The sequence below is a fragment of the Primorskyibacter marinus genome (assembly GCF_003313245.1).
Lineage (GTDB): Bacteria > Pseudomonadota > Alphaproteobacteria > Rhodobacterales > Rhodobacteraceae > Primorskyibacter > Primorskyibacter marinus.
Genome location: NZ_QJSD01000006.1, coordinates 63,096 through 81,177, shown reverse-complemented (window position 1 = coordinate 81,177; position 18,082 = coordinate 63,096). Strand labels below are relative to the sequence as shown.

General features: G+C 59.7%; 15 protein-coding genes and 1 pseudogene. 5 read left to right on the top strand and 11 right to left on the bottom strand.

Going from position 1 to position 18,082, the window contains the following annotated elements; translation table 11 throughout:
• Nucleotides 1–3 precede the first annotated feature (3 nt).
• The 5 genes from DMZ65_RS10235 to fliF form a co-directional block, all read right to left on the bottom strand.
• Entirely contained in the window at nucleotides 4–1,617 is a 1,614-nt protein-coding gene (locus tag DMZ65_RS10235; protein ID WP_116598807.1) for a S8 family serine peptidase, read from the bottom strand.
• A 308-nt stretch (nucleotides 1,618–1,925) separates the two neighbouring features.
• Nucleotides 1,926–2,654, bottom strand: coding sequence for a flagellar type III secretion system pore protein FliP (gene fliP, locus DMZ65_RS10230; RefSeq protein WP_438942723.1), 729 nt, complete (start codon nucleotides 2,652–2,654; stop codon nucleotides 1,926–1,928).
• A 2-nt stretch (nucleotides 2,655–2,656) separates the two neighbouring features.
• The gene (locus DMZ65_RS10225; protein ID WP_116598805.1) at nucleotides 2,657–2,956 is read right to left on the bottom strand and encodes a FliM/FliN family flagellar motor switch protein; all 300 of its coding nucleotides are present in this window, start codon (nucleotides 2,954–2,956) and stop codon (nucleotides 2,657–2,659) included.
• Nucleotides 2,949–3,551, bottom strand: coding sequence for a FliH/SctL family protein (locus tag DMZ65_RS10220; RefSeq protein ID WP_116598804.1), 603 nt, complete (start codon nucleotides 3,549–3,551; stop codon nucleotides 2,949–2,951). Before DMZ65_RS10220 ends, DMZ65_RS10225 begins: the two co-directional genes overlap by 8 nt.
• The gene (fliF, locus tag DMZ65_RS10215) at nucleotides 3,548–5,143 is read right to left on the bottom strand and encodes a flagellar basal-body MS-ring/collar protein FliF (protein WP_116598803.1); all 1,596 of its coding nucleotides are present in this window, start codon (nucleotides 5,141–5,143) and stop codon (nucleotides 3,548–3,550) included. Before fliF ends, DMZ65_RS10220 begins: the two co-directional genes overlap by 4 nt.
• A gap of 118 nt (nucleotides 5,144–5,261) precedes the next feature.
• Between fliF and DMZ65_RS10210 the strand changes: the two genes are divergently transcribed.
• From DMZ65_RS10210 to DMZ65_RS10200, 3 genes are read left to right on the top strand one after another with little or no spacing between them, the layout of a single operon-like run.
• Nucleotides 5,262–5,759, top strand: a complete 498-nt coding sequence (locus DMZ65_RS10210) for a flagellar basal body-associated FliL family protein (protein WP_116598802.1) — start codon at nucleotides 5,262–5,264, stop codon at nucleotides 5,757–5,759.
• 10 nt (nucleotides 5,760–5,769) lie between these two features.
• Complete coding sequence (locus DMZ65_RS10205) at nucleotides 5,770–6,135, top strand: hypothetical protein (RefSeq protein ID WP_232824961.1); 366 nt, start codon at nucleotides 5,770–5,772, stop codon at nucleotides 6,133–6,135.
• Complete coding sequence (locus DMZ65_RS10200; protein WP_116598801.1) at nucleotides 6,132–6,728, top strand: MotE family protein; 597 nt, start codon at nucleotides 6,132–6,134, stop codon at nucleotides 6,726–6,728. The genes DMZ65_RS10205 and DMZ65_RS10200 overlap by 4 nt, the downstream gene beginning before the upstream one ends.
• A 39-nt stretch (nucleotides 6,729–6,767) precedes the next feature.
• Here the strand turns inward: DMZ65_RS10200 and DMZ65_RS10195 are convergent, their stop codons facing one another.
• Nucleotides 6,768–7,949, bottom strand: a complete 1,182-nt coding sequence (locus tag DMZ65_RS10195; RefSeq protein WP_116598800.1) for a GAK system CofD-like protein — start codon at nucleotides 7,947–7,949, stop codon at nucleotides 6,768–6,770.
• Here DMZ65_RS10195 and DMZ65_RS10190 point away from each other — a divergent pair.
• Complete coding sequence (locus tag DMZ65_RS10190; RefSeq protein WP_116598799.1) at nucleotides 7,920–8,216, top strand: hypothetical protein; 297 nt, start codon at nucleotides 7,920–7,922, stop codon at nucleotides 8,214–8,216. The two genes, DMZ65_RS10195 and DMZ65_RS10190, sit on opposite strands and share 30 nt — an antisense overlap.
• Nucleotides 8,217–8,284: 68 nt before the next feature.
• Here DMZ65_RS10190 and DMZ65_RS10185 read toward each other — a convergent pair.
• The 4 genes and pseudogenes from DMZ65_RS10185 to katG all read right to left on the bottom strand — a co-directional run.
• A pseudogene (locus DMZ65_RS10185) lies at nucleotides 8,285–8,500 on the bottom strand (integrase core domain-containing protein); the annotation flags it as partial.
• A gap of 4 nt (nucleotides 8,501–8,504) precedes the next feature.
• A complete protein-coding gene (locus DMZ65_RS10180; RefSeq protein ID WP_198662658.1) occupies nucleotides 8,505–11,477 on the bottom strand; it encodes a hypothetical protein in 2,973 nt (990 codons plus the stop codon).
• Between the two features lie 161 nt (nucleotides 11,478–11,638).
• Nucleotides 11,639–13,789 carry a DEAD/DEAH box helicase gene (locus tag DMZ65_RS10175; RefSeq protein ID WP_116598797.1) on the bottom strand — a complete coding sequence of 717 codons (2,151 nt, stop codon included), beginning with the start codon at nucleotides 13,787–13,789 and terminating at the stop codon, nucleotides 11,639–11,641.
• A 415-nt stretch (nucleotides 13,790–14,204) separates the two neighbouring features.
• The gene (katG, locus tag DMZ65_RS10170; protein WP_116598796.1) at nucleotides 14,205–16,430 is read right to left on the bottom strand and encodes a catalase/peroxidase HPI; all 2,226 of its coding nucleotides are present in this window, start codon (nucleotides 16,428–16,430) and stop codon (nucleotides 14,205–14,207) included.
• A 94-nt stretch (nucleotides 16,431–16,524) separates the two neighbouring features.
• Between katG and DMZ65_RS10165 the strand changes: the two genes are divergently transcribed.
• Nucleotides 16,525–17,442 carry a hydrogen peroxide-inducible genes activator gene (locus tag DMZ65_RS10165; protein ID WP_116598795.1) on the top strand — a complete coding sequence of 306 codons (918 nt, stop codon included), beginning with the start codon at nucleotides 16,525–16,527 and terminating at the stop codon, nucleotides 17,440–17,442.
• A gap of 85 nt (nucleotides 17,443–17,527) precedes the next feature.
• Here DMZ65_RS10165 and DMZ65_RS10160 read toward each other — a convergent pair whose 3' ends face one another.
• Nucleotides 17,528–18,082 carry a PqiC family protein gene (locus tag DMZ65_RS10160; RefSeq protein WP_116598794.1) on the bottom strand — a complete coding sequence of 185 codons (555 nt, stop codon included), beginning with the start codon at nucleotides 18,080–18,082 and terminating at the stop codon, nucleotides 17,528–17,530.

Below are 18,082 nucleotides of genomic sequence, written 5' to 3'. Positions count from 1 at the left end.
CGGTCAACCGGTGCCGATAAGCGCAGCCAGCGCCGGTTTGTTCGTCACCGCCTGTTGCAATCCCGGCGTTGCCAGATCCTGCGGCAAAATGGCTTCGGTGCCGCCACCGCTTTCGGCGATCCGTGCGCGGGCACCACGACGATAGCTGAGCCACAGTATTTCTGGCGCATATTCGGCAAGCGCGGGCGTCACTTCGGTTGCCGCTTCGCTGCTTTGCCCGGCCAGATGTTCGACAAGCACATTCAGCGTGGTCGTGGCATCGCTGTCTGGCGGGGCAGGGCTTTCGGTGCCTGTCGGCAGTGGCGCATCCAACAGGCGCTTTGCGTCGATGATCCCGGCACCCAGATCGTTTGCACCCCGCCATTCGGGCGGCTTGGTCATGCCATGGGTCGCACAATGCACCCACATCGCCTGAACGGTGGTGCCGGCCGCGTTCGCCTTGTCCAGCAAAGCCAGCCTGCCACCATGCCGCGCCACCCAAAGCGCGGCAATTCCGGCGGTCATCGACGTGGCGAGCGTGGTCCCCTGGCTGGACCGGATGCCGGCATCAGGGTCCGACGCCTTGTTCTTTGCCGCCCCCCAGACATGTTCCCCATATGCGGCGAATGTGACCTCTCGGCCACGGCCGGATTTCCTCCATGGCCGATTGTCAGGTTGCAGGGCCGCCACGGCGGTGCAGATCCCCATCGGCGCGTAGGCCGCGGGAAACACCACGGCCGGATAGCAATTTCCCGCCGCACAGACGATGACCGTCCCGGCTTTTGCGGCATTGCGCAAGGCTTGCTCTGTCGAGGCGACGCGGGTCGGCCCGCCAAGCGCCATGACGATCACATCGGCGCGTTCGTTGACCGCATGGGTGATCGCCGCCGCAATCCGGCGTTGGGTGAAGTCGATCACAGAGCGTACCGTCCGGATTGGCAACACCTTGGCGGCAGGCGCGGTTCCGGTGACACCACCTGGCGATGTCGTGTTGCCCTGCATGTCGGCATCACCACGCGACGCGATGACCGAGGCGACCAAGGTGCCATGGCCCGGATTTTTCAGAAAACCACCGGAAAACCGGTCGCGGGCATCACCATCCGACTCGACAAAATTCCACTGGCCCTGTGTTTCGATCACGTCATACAGCTCGTTATGGCCGGTATAGCCGGTGTCGATAGCCGCCACTTTGCTGCCGTTTCCGCGCGTGTGTGCCCACGCCAAAGGTGTGCGAATCCTGGCGTGATGCCAGCCGAAAGGGCGCGAATTATCCCGTGGGGTTTCGCAAAAACCGAACAACCCCTCGGTTCCGACATGCACCGCACCATACAGGCTATCCGGCAAAACGGGGTTGGCTTCGGCTGCCTGCATCTCGGATCGGAGGGCGCGCGCAAAGGAAAAAACCTCGCGCTCCTGCCCATGCGGGTCAATCTCTGGGAAGGTGATAAAGTAAAAACGGTCGCCGTCTGCATCGAACGCGGCTTCCGCCCGTGCGTTTACCTCTGGCAAGGCGTTTGAAAGCCGGGTCTGAACCTCAGCTTGCGACAGGGGTGCGTCATACACCAGCTCGATGTGCAAAGGGTCGCGGTCATTGCTGGCCGGTGTGGCAATCAGGGCGTCATATTCCGATTTAACCATTGTTGAATACTCCTTCGGCAAAAATGCTTTTAGTGGCTATTATAATGGGTTGCCGGCCTGAAGCGCCGTCCGGCAGCGCGAATGCAAGGACGTTGCGCGCTGCCGTCCGACGGTGCAAGCACAGTCTTGGACATGAAAACTGTCATCTTTATTCCTAAAACAATCTGATCCGCACGAAGCCAGCGAAATAGCTGGATCGTATCAATAGTAGCACAGTATTGGATCGCCGTGAATTGTTGTGACTTTGGCCAATTCTGCCAGCCGATGATGCGACATCGTATTGTCAACGAAACGGGTGCGTCTGCGCATCAGAAGTAGCTTTTCACCAGCCCCCCGGCGATCAGTGACCAGCCATTGGCGATCACGAAAAAGGCAAGTTTGAAGGGCAGCGAGACGATGGCCGGGGGCACCATCATCATGCCCATCGACATCAGGACGGCGGCCACTACCAGATCTATGATAAGAAATGGCAGGAAAACCAGAAAACCTATCTGGAATGCGCGGGCGATCTCGGACAGAAGAAAGCTTGGGACAAGGATTGAAAAGGGCGCATTCGTGGGCGTGAAGCGTATGCCGTCAGTTTCGCGCAGTTCCGCCATTGCAGCGAATGTTTGATCATCCATCCTGTTTGCCATGAACGTACGAAACGGTTCAGAGCCACGGCTGACCGCCTCTGACAGTTCGATCTGTTCTGCCAACAAGGGTTCGATGGCCACGGTCCAGGCTTCGGTGAAGACCGGTTCCATCACGAAATAGGTCAGAAAGAGCGCCAGACTGACGATCAGCATGTTTGGTGGCGATTGTTGAAGCCCGACAGCTTGACGCAGGATCGCCAGCACCGTCACGATGAACGGAAAGCAGGTCACCATGATCAGGATGCCGGGAGCCAGTCCCAGCACCGTGACGATTGCGATCAATTGCAGGCTTGTCGCGGTCAGCGATTCACCTCCGCCGAGGTCCAGTGACAATTGCTGCGCGCTTGCAGGCAGCGCAACGATGCACAACAGCGCAGTCAGGACTGGGAGGAGGCTACGCATCATCAGCTGAGACTGGATTGAAGGTCGGCGATCTCGATGATGCGGACGGCAAGGCGGCCTGTTTCATCCCCTTCGACCATCTCCAAAGATCCGACGCCGATCAACTTGTCGCCAACGTAAAGTTCCACCGGGTCGCTTACCAGTTTGTCCAATACCAAGACGGATTGTTCCTCCAGTCCCAGCAAATCGCGCACCAAAGGTCGCGCCTTGCCGACGCTGATTGAGATTTCTATCGGGATGCGGGTCAGCATGCTTTGCTGATCGCCCGGTGTCGGGGTTTGCGTGGTAGAACTGTCAACCATTGACCACCTCCTTGCGGTTATCTTGCATAAAGCCTTGCAGGGCTTCCTGGATGTTATTCAGAACGGCCGTCAAATCGACGCGGCGTTCAATCTGGCCAAAGCGAATATCAGCCTGACCCTCGGCCAACTGGGGATCGTCGGTCAGCTCTACGGGCATTTTGAAGTCTTTATTCAATAGTGGCGCAATTGCTGCACGGTTTCCCGGAGCAACAACGATCTCTACTGATTGAGAGGGTTGCTTCAGAGTCATGTCCTGCAACAATTCAAGAATGTGCAGGCCAAGCGCATCGCGGGCCAGCGTCGGCAACAAGGACTCGATCATATCGTTGAGTAGTGGTGCCATGCCTTCGACCACTTGGGAATAAGCCTCGTGATAGGTGAAGGACAGGTCCTGCAGGTTCTGGGCCAGGTCGCTTGAAATCCGGGATTGGTCTTCGGATTGCGTCTTGATCGCATCGTCCCAACCGGCCTTGTAGCCCTGTTCAAACGAGTCCAGTCGCATCGCCTCGCATTCGTCTTCGTTCATCTGGATTATCGTCCCGGCGCTTCCTGCCCCGATTCCGAAATCCTCCAACAAGTCGGCAAGTGCCTTCATGTTGCGGGTTCCTTCTCATCAAGCCATGTCCGAAGAACTTCGACGGTTTCTTCGCGCCGCTCCGCGATCAATCCGCGCAGACGATCAACCGGATCATCACCGGTTGCATGATTTTCAATGCTCTCGGCGGGGTTTCTTTCGACCAGTTGCATGCTGCCGAAATTGCCGTTCCCATCTTCGATCTCCCCGGTCAAAGCGGTCATTGAGGCATCTTGGGCAGCTGCCGTGTCAGGTGCTGGCAGAGCGTTCGGAACTGGCCGTGCCAGGACCGGACGTACAACGAACAGGCCCAAAATCAGGGCGACAATCGCCAATACCGCCATTTGCACAAGCCGCATCGGCTGCAAATCCCAGTTTATCCACGGTTGTGGCAAGGCTTCGGTCCCGATGACGTTGCGCGGCTCGAACGCCATGGACCGTATCGTGATATTGTCGCCGCGACTTTCCTCATATCCCACCGCAGAGGCGACCAACGCGCGCAATGCTTCAATCTCGGCATCCGGAAGTGGCGCAAAGACCTGATTGCCATTTGCGTCGGTGGAAATCGTGCCGTTGACCAGAACAGCAACGGTCAGCCGTTTGACTGCGCCCGGTACTCGGGTGATTTCGCGCCGGGTTTCGGACACCTCGTAGTTCACCCGTTCGCGTGTTTCAGAATTTCGGCTTTTGGAGGAATCGTTTCCGCCGGCTTCACCGTCAGGCAGGTTCGAAGCGACGGTCACATTGCCGCCACCCTGGTCTTCTTCCTCCGTAGAGACCTCTTCGCTGTCCGTGCTGATGACGACGCGGGATTCTGGATCGAAGTGGCGTTCCGTAATCAACTCACTTTCCGTCACCGTATCGACGCTGACCTCGACAACGGCGTTGCCGTGACCAACGCGGGCCTCCACCAACCGTTGCACCCGGTTGCGAAGCATTTCGCCCTTATCCTCGGCGGTTTTTGACGAATTCAGCTCATCATCTCCGGCCACCAGTTTACCCTGTCCGTCGATCACAGCGACATCGTCGGGCTGAAGGCCGGGCACGGCAGAGGCGATCAGATAACGAAACGCCCGCGCTTGGGCTGCACCCAAGGCGGCACCGCCGCTTGTGATCGACAGAGACGCCGAAGGCTTGAGATCGCGTTGAAACGGATTGGATCCGGCATTGGCGATATGCACGCGGGCGGAACTGACGGCGGGGCTGGCGAGGATTGTCCGTGCCAATTCGCCTTCCTTCGCCCGCCAATAGGCGGCATCGAACATCTGCGATGTCGTGCCGAATCCCGACAGGCTGTCCAACAGTTCATATCCTTGTGTGCCGTTTGCGGGCAGCCCTTCACTGGCCAGGGTCATGCGCAATTCATCGCGCCGACCCGTCTCAACGAAAATGGAACTTCCGCGCACTTCGTAAGGTGCGTTGCGCTGTTCCAGCGCGGCGATCACCTCTCCAGCGGAAACGGGTTCCAAGCCGGCATATAAAAGGTCCATCGAGGGTGTCGTTGCCATGCGAGACAATCCAAGAATGGCTGCAAAAATCGCAAATGTTGCCCCCGCGATGAAGATTTTTCTACGCAGATCCAACGCGTTCCACATGGTTATGAGCTGCTGCACAGTATCCTCCGTTCGTCAGGCGTTCTGCCCGGATAACGGCATGTTTGGCGCAACAGCCTTAACAATCGGTTAGTCCCTGCACGTCTATAAGCGGACAAGACAAACACAGGAGGTCTCTATGACTGATGCGGCGATGCCCGAGGATGAACTTGCGCCGAAAGGTTCGAAAATGCCGCTGATTCTTGGGCTTGTCCTTGCTCTTGCTGGGGGCGGCGGAGGTTTCGTTGCGGCAAAGATGGGACTGATTCCCGGTATTGGTTATCATCCGGTGGCTGAAAAAGTGCCCGACGACATGCATGTGCCTGACAACATTCCCGACGTCGCCTTTCTTGCGATGGAGCCGATGATCATCTCGATCGGTGAAGGAAGTGAACGGTCACATGTCCGGTTCTCTGCCCAGTTGGAGGTGCCCGCCGCCTATCAGTCCGAAGTGGAGTTTCTGCTGCCTCGGATTATCAACGTGCTCAACAGCTATCTGCGCGCGCTTGATCTGAGGGATTTTGAACAGCCCGCAGCACTGCCGAAGTTGCGCGGACAGATGCTGCGCCGCGTTCAGCTTGTTGTTGGTGATGAGCGTGTGAACGACATTCTCGTCATGGAATTTTTGGTCAATTAAGGAGCCCGAGATGGAATATATCGCGGATATCTTGCTTGTGTCCGGTGCTCTGGGCGCCGGGTTTTATTGTTTCATTCTTGCCCGGCGACTGAGCCGGTTCAACGATCTTGAAGGTGGTGTCGGTGGTGCGGTTGCGGTGCTGTCCATGCAGGTTGATGATCTGAAGAAAACGCTTGAAACGGCGCAGGGCGCTGCAACGGCCTCGGAAGGCTCGCTGAAGGATTTGACCTCACGCGCCGACGACGTGGCCCGCAGGTTGGAAATGCTGGTCGCTTCCATGCACGATCTGCCGTCCGGACACGGAAAAACCAATGGTGAGGCTGTTTCGAAAGAACCTTTCTTCGTGCGGCACAATCAGTCCGGGACAGCGAAATGAGTAGGGCCAGCAATACAACGCCGCGGCGTCGCAAAGGTCGCGGCACGCTGTCGATCATCGCGGGCTTGCTGCTCGCCTCGGGCATCATTCGTCTTGGCACGCACGCGACATCGGCATTTGCGTTCCAGTCGGCACCAGAGGTCGCATCGACGCCCATCGAAGAGCCTCAGGTTTGTCCTGATAATACCGAACTTGAAGAGGTGATTTCCGCTCTCAAACGAAGAGAGGAAAAGCTGGACGCCCGGGAAGAAGAGATCGCGCGTCGATCTGAGACGCTTGAAATTCAGCAGGCAGAAGCAGAGGCAAGGATTGTATCTGCGAAAGCTGAAGAAGAGAAATTGCGGCTGACGATGGCGGCGGCGTCCTCGGCGGCGGAAGACGACGTTTCGCAACTCACCAAGGTTTATGCCAACATGAAACCCAAGCAGGCAGCAGGGCTGTTCGAAGAAATGGATCCGGAATTTGCGGCGGGTTTCCTGGGGCGGATGGCACCCGGTGCCGCCGCACAAGTCATGGCGGGAATGACACCAAAAGCCGCATATGCGATTAGCGTTGTCCTTGCTGGGCGCAATATCGGTGCCGGTTCAAAGTAGAAAGCGGTCCGCGTTAAACTGTCTCCGTCTGGTGATCGGTTAATCCAGAGAAACGAGGATTTTCGCGATTTTCGTCGGATCGTATTTGGCCTTTTCGGCGGCGCAAAGTGGCAGCCGATGGCATTGGATGCCGGTTTGGCGCGTAACCTCGTTGCAGTCTGCTTCGGGTACGGAGCGGTCACAGATAACGTGCGATATCAAACGAGTCGGTCGAGTATCTGCACCGGCATCCGCTCGCAGGGGGGTGATGAGGGCCAACACTTGATCGCTAAGTCTGTGACCCAAAGCTTCGGGATCCGCGCCGAGGCTTGGCAGGTAGATTTTCGGAGCGCGCCGTTTGGCGATCGCGTTTCCGACGCCGCCGGGCAGAAGGTTGGTGACAACGCTGGAATAAAGGCTGCCGGGTGGATAGCAGATCACGTCTGCCTGCTCGATCAGGGTGCGATTGCGCTTTGGCAGTTCCACATCACTGGCGGTCAATTCAGACGTTCCGTCACTTAAAAAACAGCGAGCAATCGGGCTGTCGATCGGTGGTGCTTCTTTTCCGCTGATCAGCCGCTGGCTGATAATCTTGCTTCCATCGGACAGTTCGACACCGAGTTGCAGGTTTTCATCCACCACCGCGCGCACGGTGCCGCGCACGTCAACCATCTTGGACATCAAAAAAAGCACAGGTTCCAGCGCACGCCCATTGCTCAGATAGCCGCCCGCAAGGATCAGGTTGCCGATGCTGGCGTTGCGATAATTGAAATCTTCGGGAACCGCTTTGCCGAAACTGTCCAGAAAAGTTTGGATCAACTGGCGCATCGGTTTGGCGATTGCCGAAATCAGCGGATGCTGTCCGGCGATCATCCGCGCGACTTCGGACTTTAGGTCACCTTGCGGCGCGGTTTTTGATAAACGATGGCTGAACAGGGCATAGACATCGGGCTGACCAAGCACGGATTCGTCCGCCAACGCCATCAGCCGACTGCGCAAATCTCCGACGGCGGGCATGTCAAAGGCCTCTCGCAGGATCTGCGAGCTTCCACCGCTGTCAAACGGCGTGATGAGATGCATGGAGTTGAACGTGTAGCGTTTCAGCTGGCGCGATATGCCGTTCAACGCGCTTCCGCCGCTGAAAAACAGGATGCGCGGCCCCAGATGCGGGGCGCTTTGCGCGCGCGCGACCCGCAGGTCGTCTGGCAGGCTTTGGTCGCGCTCAATCCTGATCGTGGTCATGGCGGCGAGTTCCAGACAGGCAAAAGAAGCTACTCCATCATCAAAGGTTTAGAAAGCTGTGCGCTGAGATCTTTCATAGCTATTTGGGCCTTTCTCGTCATCCGCTGGTCGCAACAGATCAGATGGACAGGACTATGGGCGATCTGCATCTACTGGATACCGGTCACCGGGGAGACATCGCTGCGCGCGGCAATTTCGGACAAGATCAACGATACCGCGCCGGAGGGTGCAAATCCGGTGGCAAGATATAAGATCGTGCTGTCATAGAACGCCAGAGATGGTCCTGCTTTTCCGACCAGTTTGCCGCCGAGCTAAGCCTTGGCATTGGTTTCATTTCAGGCGGCGGCGTTCCGGTATTGGTTCCGGGTATCATAGGCCTCGGTCGGCGTCAGCTGCCCGTGTGATGAGTGGGGGCGTTCTTCGTTGTAATAGGTGATCCAGGTGCCGATCCCTTTGCGGGCCTCCGATCCGGTCTCGAAGGCGTTCAGGTAGACGCATTCGTATTTCAGCGAGCGCCAGAGCCGCTCGATCATGCGGTTGTCGAGAGGTCGCTTGTTACGGTGTGGCAGGCAATTTGGCGTTGGCGGTTTCCCCCAGTTGAAGTTTCCACGATTCCGCTGCGGTTCCATCAAGGTTCAGATGCCCTGCCATCAACGCCAACCGGTCGCGATCTACGCCTTTGGCTGTACAGAAGCGGTCTTGCAAATAATAAGGTGGGATCGCCTGATACCATAGTCGGGCCTGCACACTTGCAGGACGTGACGCCAGTCCGGCCAAGGGCACTGCAAAGGTTACACTGTCGCTGCCCGCGCTGGTGCCATCCTCGGGGATCGCATAATCCGGGTCGTCACCCACGGCGGTAAAGCCCGCATCCTGCGCCATATCGGTGCCCGCGCCAAGCGCATGGGAAATCTCCACCCGCTTGGTCTCGGGCAGATAGCCAAAGGGTGGCAGGCGGTTGTCCTTCACCTCGGCACAGATTGACAGAAAGGACGTCGTCAACCGCCCCGCTGGATCGGCATCATGCCCGCAGGTCGCGCCGGGAGCAGGGGTTGAGACAAGTTCCTGATAGATCTGCGCCTGCGATTGCGCTGTGACCTTCTGGTAGTGCGGTTGGTGCAGGCGTTGTTCCGGCGCGATCCGGGTCGCGCAATCGGGGGTCCACCATTCCTCTCCCGCGATCGGCGCGCCAGCCCCATCCACGACCCGCCCCAAACGATCCGTCGCGCCCGAGGCCCACAGCACGCGACCGCGCGTGTCCAACACCTCGAAGCTCAGAAACGCCCGGCGAAATCCAACGCCAGAGGGCAGCTTGTGCCCGGCGAGGTTGGTTACCGTAACTGTCGTTGACAGCGTGTCATTGCTTAGCTGGGGCGTGGTCAATGTCACCTGCGCGGTGTGATCCTCGGCCTGATCCAGCATCGCCTGTTCGGTGGCGATCAATGAATCGACGCCTTTTGCCACCAACATCGGATCTTGGGTGCGAATGCCCAGAAGATCAGGAAACTGTTGTGCCATCTTGATGAAAAACACGTTCAACCCGACCAGCACATGGCGCGCGAACCCTTCGCGTTCCGGCAGGTCGATCTTGTTCGGCGCGCGGGTAAATTCTGCCGCAGGGAAATTGGAAAACTCCTGAATCGAGGCAATCTTGCTGACCGTGGGCGTGCCATCCGCATCGGTGGAGGGCATGTGACAGTCTTGGCAGGACTGTTCCCGATCACCCGGCCCGAACGGCAGATCACCGTCCACTGTCCAGCCTGTGCGGTAGCCGCTGAAAGCCCATTCGGGGTATGTCAGCTGTTCGTAGGTGCGGGTCAGGATCTTGCCTTCCTCCATCACTGGCAGGTGCACCGTGTGGCACGTTCCGCACATCTCGGAACTGCCGATTGTGTCGTTATGCTGTGGGATGACGCCCAAAGCCGCCTTCATCGGGGCGGTTTTCACATCCTTGAACGGGCCAAAAACCTTTTTCGGCTCGGCCACGAAGAATGACCCGGTGAAGGAGCGCGCAAACCCTTCCTCATCGGGGTTGAGCAGATCGCGCCGTTCGGTCACGCAGGCATTGCGTTGCGCAACTTCGTTGACAGCATCGGCTTCGGCACCCAGTTCCATCCGGTGACAGGCCAGGCAAGAGATCCCGTCCCGCGCCAACGCCCCGAAAGACGCCTGCCCGCCAGAAATCGGCGTGGCATTGACCATGCCCCGGCCAAACTCGCCACAGCTGTCGCCCGCGCCCACATTGTCGATGCCAAACTGCCGCTGCCCCATGATCCCGTGGCAGCCCAGGCAGGTATCTTCGACCATCGCGGCACTTTCAGCGTGAAAGCTTTGCGTCTCGCTGGCGAGCTGGGCAAAGAAGATCGGGTCGCGCCCCGCAAGCCCCATTGGGGATGTTGCCCATGTTCCGTATGGCGAGTTGTTTTGCAGCAGTCCCGTATGGTCGCCCGTCGCCGGGATGGCCATGTCGAATTGCAATCCGGTGCTGCCCGCGTCATGGCATCCAAGGCACTGGTCCGAGGTCAGGAACATGCCGTGATCCGAAGGCGCATCGGCCGGTGCCCAGACGGTATCGTAGGTTTGCGAGGGCATTGGTGGCACATCCGCCCGGTCGGGCATGTCCTGCCCGGCCAGATATGCTTTGATAAACGCGGCACTGGCGGAATAGTGAGGTTCCCCCAGCCGCAAACCGTCGGCATCGGGCAGTACGACATTCAGGTGATGAGGTCGTGCAGGCGTGCTGGTGCCAAGCCGGTGTTGGCTGAGAAACGCAAGCGGCGTGCCCGGCTCGCCTCCCATATTGACGGGGGATGCAAAGGTAAAATTGTCCAGCGCCGAGGCATGGCAGTTCATGCAATATTGGCCGAACCCCATATAGGGCAGGCGGTTGGTTGTCGGATCGGCAGGGTAATCCGGCGTCCAGCCCGCCCAGCCATACCAGCCCCAGAACCAGCCATCGCGGCTGGCCTCCGGCGCGCGGACCATCACCGCTGCGCCGGATGTGGGCAACAAATGCGTCAGGTCCGACCCGGCGCAAAGTGCTGCGGGCGCGGGGTACATCTCTTTCACAAGGATCGCACCTGCAGGCATGGGGGTGGCGGGGTCCGTTGGCGCATCGGATGAACGGTTTTCACGGATCCACTGTGCGGCCTCTGGCGAGTACCAGATCACCACCGGCGCGTGGGTGCCGTGATATTCACCGTCACCTGAACCGTCCGTCAATGACACGGTAAACGGGCCGGTGTCGCGCACATCCTTGTCAGGCACCCACCCGGCAGCCGTGTCCCGGTGGCAGAAATTGCCAAGAAACTTGTCGAGCGTGGCCTCGTATTCGGCCAGAGGTACAGATCCCGGCGACTGCATTTTCGGCAGAAGGGCATGGCATGCATCGGTATCGCTGGGCAGTAGGGGGCTGGCTTGCAGCGCAGGACAATCCCCAGCAGCAAAAGCCTGCCCGGCGGCAAACGCAAAGCCAAGTGTTGCGGCAAGGGCTCGACACGACGTTACACTGCGCGGCGGTGTGGTCATCGGGAACCCTCCTTTGATTGGCGATTCATGCTTTCCCTAGGGTAAGCGTAAAATCCAAAGAAGTGGTAGCGAAAGATCGTTAACACACTTTTAACGTGGGACGCACCGCGCAAAGAAGACGCCCGGTGGCCTGTGCCATCCGGGCGTTTATGCGTCGTTCCCTAGCGTTTGGTACGTCGGGGCGGTTCGGTTCCGCCTTTTCTTGTTTGCGGTCCGGGGCCGGATTTGCGCGGACCTGCGGTTGCTTTGCCCGGCGGGGTGAACCGCTTGGAGCTGTCGCGCGCATCACTGGCAGCGCGCGCAGGCTTGCCGCCTGGTTTGCCACCGGCGGGTTTGCCGCCCGAAGGCTTGCCGCCTGGCTTCCCACCAGAGGGTTTCCCGCCAAAAGGCTTGCCGGTGGACGGTTTACCACCACCCGACTTGCCACTACGCGCGTCGGGTTTCCCGCCACGGGCAGGCGCGTGTTTGGATTTTGCGGGCCCGTGCGCTGCCTTGTAATCCGGGCGCGGCGGTGCATCCGGCGCTGCACTGTCTGCGGCTGGCCTGGGGGCTGCCGCGGGCTTGGGTGAAACCGATGCATCGGCATTCGCGGGCGCGGCACTTGCGGATGCCGGGCGCGGCGCGGCATTGGTCCGTGGTTTGCGCTCGCCGCGTGCTGCGTCCGGGCGGTTGCCGCCAGGTGCGCCTTTCTGGGCAGGCCGAGGTCCACGATTCGGTCCGCCTCTTTGCGGGGCAATATCGGGGGCACGGTCCAGTTTCCGCGCGGTGATGCCTTCTTCAAGCAACCCGTCCGGCCCCAGAGCCGAGACAAACCCGGCGGAGCTGGCCTTTGTCAGCTCCACGAAGGTTTCTGAATCCTGCACACGGATGGCACCGATCGCGGATTTATCAATATTCCCGGCCCGGCACAGCAGCGGCAATAGCCAACGTGCTTCGGCACGGTCTTTGTTGCCAACCGACAAGGCAAACCATTGGCTCGGTCCGAATGCCTTGTGTTCACGCGCGGGGGTCTTGGTGTCGGGAGGCAACAGCTCTTCCGGGGCGGATCGCTTGTCACGATAAAGCCGCAGATAGGCGGCGGCGATTGCCTCTGGCGTGTGAAGCGCCAGAAGTTTGGCGGCAAATGCGCCCTGTTCCTCGGTGACGGGTTCACCCCATGCCGGATCGTTCAGCAGGCGTTCTTCGTCGCGCTTCAGAATGTCCTCGGCCGAAGGGGCCGTGACCCATTCCGCATTGATTTTTGCCCATTTAAGCAACCTTTCGGCCTTTTTTGCGGCTTTAGCCGGCACGATCAGTGCGGAAATGCCCTTGCGTCCGGCGCGGCCTGTTCGGCCCGAACGGTGCAGCAGGCTTTCGGTGTTCGTCGGCAGGTCGGCATGAATGACGAGATTGAGGTTGGGCAGGTCGATGCCCCGCGCCGCGACATCCGTGGCAACGCAAATCTGCGCCCGTCCGTCCCGCATCGCTTGCAGCGCATGGGTGCGTTCGCTCTGACTCAGCTCTCCGGACAGGCTGACCACGGCGAAACCGCGATTGGCCAGTCGCGCAGTCAGATGGCTGACGGCGGCGCGGGTGTTGGCGAAGACGATGGCGCTTTCCGCGTCGTGAAACCGGAGCATGTTGAAGATCGCATGCTCGCTGTCCGACTGGGCGACGCGAACCGCTTGATATTCAATATCGGTATGTTGCTTCGCACCGCCAAGCGTGCTGATCCGGCGGGCATCGCGTTGAAACTGTTTTGCCAGCGTGGCGATCATCGGCGGCACCGTGGCCGAGAACATCAGCGTGCGCCGGTCTTTCGGTGCTTCGCCCAGCATGAATTCCAGATCTTCGCGAAAGCCCAAATCCAGCATCTCGTCCGCCTCGTCCAGCACGATTGCGCGCAAGCCGGTCATATCCAGCGACCCGCGCTGGATATGGTCGCGCAGCCGTCCCGGCGTGCCAACAACGATATGCGCGCCGCGATCCAGCGCCCGCCGTTCGTCGCGCATGTCCATGCCACCGACACAAGAGGTGACACGCCCGCCGGTCTTGGCAAACAGCCAGCTGAGTTCGCGCATCACCTGAAACGCCAATTCGCGTGTGGGGGCCACGACCAGTGCCAGCGGGGCTGCCGCAGGGCCGAAACGCTCTGCCTCTTCAAGAATGGTCGGCGCGATGGCAAGGCCAAAGCCCACCGTCTTGCCGGATCCGGTCTGGGCAGAGACCAGAAGGTCAGAACCGGTCAGATCGGGATCGGTGACGGCCTCCTGAACGGGGGTCAGTTTGTCATAGCCACGCTCGGCGAGCGCTTCGGAGAGGGGAGGGATCATGCAGGGTTTCCGTAGGTCTGGGGCGCGTTCTGCCCGATTGCCCGGCCGATGCCGCGCGAGATCAGCGTCCTTAACGACGATTGTGTGGGAAGTACATCGCGAATCCCCCAAGCGCCGTGCGTTTCCGTGTGTCATGGGGATTAGAGCCACAGTTGTCGGATTTGATGCAACTGACACCTACGTTGCAGGGATGCGCGTTTGACGTACTAAAGCGGAGTCCCACGCCGAACACCTTCAGTCGGGCATGCGAGTGTGACGAACAGTGTTTGTGCAGCCTGTTCGTGGGAAATGTGCCACGATCTGCCACCCTTTCCTCAACGCGGCCCTGCTCATCCAACCGACTGGTGAACAAATGAAAAGCGGCGCTTCAGTGATCCGAAGCGCCGCCTCTTCTCAGGTCAGTGGTGTCTTGGCCTTAGGCCAGATCGAAGCGGTCGGCATTCATCACCTTGGTCCACGCGGTGACGAAGTCCTTGACGAATGCCTCTTTGCGGTCGGCGCTGGCATAGACCTCGGACAGGGCGCGTAGTTGCGAATTTGACCCGAATACCAGATCGACACGGGTGCCGGTCCATTTCGGTGCGCCGGTCGCGCGGTCATGGCCCTCGAACAACTGGTCCGAGTCGCCGACTGGCTTCCACTCGGTCCCCATATCCAGCAGGTTCACGAAAAAATCGTTGCTCAGCACCTCGGGACGATCTGTAAGGACGCCTGCCTGATTACCGCCGTGATTGGCGTTCAGCACCCGCAGCCCCCCGATCAGCACCGTCATCTCTGGTGCGGTCAGGGTCAGAAGCTGCGCCCGGTCGACCAGCAGCTTTTCGGTCGGCACCTTGTAATCGACCTGTTTGTAGTTGCGGAAACCATCGACGACGGGTTCCAGCACGTCAAAGCTGTCAGCATCGGTCTGTTCCTGCGATGCATCCGTCCGTCCCGGCGCGAATGGCACTTCGATGTCGTGACCACCGGCCTTGGCGGCCTTTTCGATTCCGACAGACCCACCCAGCACGATCAGATCCGCCAGAGACACGGCCTTGCCGCCGCTTGCAGCGTCGTTGAACGCGGACTGGATGCCCGTATAAACGTCCAGCACCTTCGCAAGCTGCGCGGGCTGGTTCGCGTCCCAGTCCTTTTGCGGGGCAAGCCGGATGCGCGCACCATTGGCACCGCCGCGCTTGTCGGACCCGCGAAAGGTTGAGGCGGACGCCCAGGCCGTAGATACCAATTCAGGGACGGTGAGGCCGGACCCGGCGATTTTCGACTTCAAATCAGCGATATCCGCGTCGTCGATCATGGCGTGGTCGGCCTTGGGAATGGGATCCATCCAGATCGGCTCTTCGCTGGGGACTTCCTTGCCAAGATAGCGCACTTTCGGCCCCATGTCGCGGTGGGTCAGCTTGAACCACGCGCGGGCAAAGGCATCGGCGAACTCATCGGGGTTCTCATGGAAACGGCGCGAGATTTTCGCATATTCCGGGTCCATCCGCATCGCCATGTCGGCGGTGGTCATCATCAGGTTGACCTTCTCGTCAGAGCCGTCGACCTGCGGGGCCATATCCTCGGGACGGATGTCCTTGGGCTGCCACTGTTTGGCACCGGCGGGGCTTTCGGTCAGTTCCCATTCATAGCCGAAAAGCACATCGAAATAGCTGTTGTCCCAGGTTGTCGGGGTCGGTGTCCACGGCCCTTCCAGACCAGAGGTGGTGGTGTGCTTGCCCTTGCCGGACTCGAATGCGTTAAGCCAGCCAAGACCCATCGCTTCGATCAGTCCGGCTTCGGGTTCGACGCCGACCAATGCGGGGTCGCCGGCGCCATGCGTTTTGCCGAACGTGTGGCCACCAGCCGTCAGCGCCACGGTCTCTTCGTCATTCATCGCCATGCGGGCAAAGGTTTCACGAATGTCCTTTGCAGATGCCAAAGGATCGGGGTTGCCGTCCGGGCCTTCGGGGTTGACGTAGATCAGACCCATTTGCACGGCGGCCAGCGGGTTTTCCAATTCGCGTTCGCCGGAATAGCGGCTGCCGGGTTTGTCAGAGGTCGCGAGCCATTCTTCCTCTGTGCCCCAATAGATGTCTTCCTCGGGTTCCCAGATATCGACGCGCCCGCCGCCGAAACCGAAGGTCTTGCCGCCCATCGATTCAATCGCGACGTTGCCCGTCAGGACAAGCAGATCCGCCCAGGAAATGCTGTCGCCGTATTTCTGTTTGATCGGCCAGAGAAGGCGACGCGCCTTGTCCAGATTGCCGTTGTCGGGCCAGGAGTTCAGCGGCGCAAAGCGTTGCGAGCCGGACGAAGATCCGCCGCGCCCGTCACCCGTCCGGTAGGTGCCTGCGCTGTGCCAGGCCATGCGGATGAAGAACGGACCGTAATGCCCGTAATCGGCGGGCCACCAGTCCTGCGAATCTGTCATCAACGCATGCAGATCTTTCTTCAGCGCATCCAGATCCAGCGCCTTGAAGGCCTTTGCGTAGTCAAAGCCCTCGCCCATCGGGCTGGATAGCGGTGTATTCTGATGCAGGATCTTGAGGTTCAGCTGGTTCGGCCACCAGTCGCGGTTTGATCGTACGCCAAAGCTGGTGTTGAGCGCGCCGCCATGCACAACCGGACAGCCGCCGCCCTGCGTCACATCATTTCCGTCCATGATTTTCTCCCTGACTTATGAATTGGCGAAGCTATAGCAAGGTCATTCTATTAATATAAGTTGAAAATTCAGATCACGATGATAGTTTAAGGTTATGAGAAACCTGACGCTGAAACAGTTGCGCTATTTCGAGGCTTTACTACAGCATGCGCATTTCGGCCGTGCCGCCGACGCTTGCGGCATCTCGCAACCTGCCTTGTCTGTACAGATCAAGGACCTGGAAGAAGATCTTGGCACCGTTCTTTTCGAGCGGGGACCGCGCCAGATACGCCCGACCAGTTTTGGAAAAGAGTTCGCGCGCCAAGTGCGCGATATTCTGCGTGCCGTGGATGAATTGGGAGAGCTTGCGCGCGCCTCCCGTGATCGGCTGGTGGGCCGGATGCGGATCGGCGTGATCCCGACAATTGCGCCCTATCTGTTGCCAACCCTGCTTCGGGAGCTTTCGCAGGATTATGCCGATCTTGACATTCATATCCGCGAAACACTGACCTCGCGGCTGGTGCAGGAATTGCTGGAGGGCCGGATTGATACCGCGATTGTTGCCCTGCCAGTGTCAGAGCCGTCTTTGACCGAAATCCCTCTATTCACTGAGAATTTCGTGTTGATCCGGCCACCGCAGGAGGCACCCGAGCCGATACTTGACGCGGAATCATTGCGGGATATGCGGCTCTTGTTGCTGGAAGAGGGGCACTGTTTCCGGGATCAGGCGCTGTCGTTTTGCCGGATGAATGCAGCAATGCCCCGCGACGGTCTGGATGGGAGCTCTCTTGCGACGCTGGTGCAGATGGTCGGTGCCGGAATCGGGGTGACGCTGATCCCGGAGATGGCGGTGCCGGTCGAGACGCGGGCCGCGACGGTTACGGTCAGCCGTTTCAGCACGCCAGAGCCGTCTCGCACGATTGGCATGATCTGGCGAAAGACCAATCCGCTTGCGAACGAGTTGCGCGAGATCGCCGCGGTGGTGCGCCGTTCTGCCGACGGGCTGGCGCAGATGAACGACCGACGGGCCTAGCCGAGAGGCGCCGTGTCAGGCACGGCGCGGGGCGCGCTGTTTTCCAGAGGTTGGATACAATGAAACGGGGCCGTCCCTTGATGTGTCAGCGGCGCAGTGCTGTCAGGATCTGGTTGGACAGGGCTGTGACGGATTGGCTGGTGGCCCGCGCAATGCCGGTCGGCGTCGTTTCGGGCATTGGCGTCGAAATGTCGAACCGCGAGATCCGTTCCCGCACAACTTTGTCAAATGAGGAGACGGCATATTGTCCAGTCAGGTCAAACGTCCCGTCGGCACGCGCGACCATTGCCGTCACACGGACATGCACCGAGATGTCGGGGCTGGCTTCCAGCGGCCAAGGCTCGGCGGCGACGGTGGCATTGCTGGCGCGCCCCATTTGATCGGCAAGCGATAGCGTCACGGCCCGCACGGGGTCGTCCGCCCAGGCCGCGCTTTTGACGGGCATCAGGGCACCATCCGCATCTTCCAGAAGGATATCAGAGCCTTCCGCATATGTTGGCAACGACACCTGCCGAACCTCGATGGTCGACACTGCAAGTCTGGTCTGCCCCGCCACGTCCGGCGGATCAATCAAGTAGCGCGGCTCGGCCCCCGCACATGCGGAGACAAGCAAAACGACGAGGGGGAGCATACGAAACAT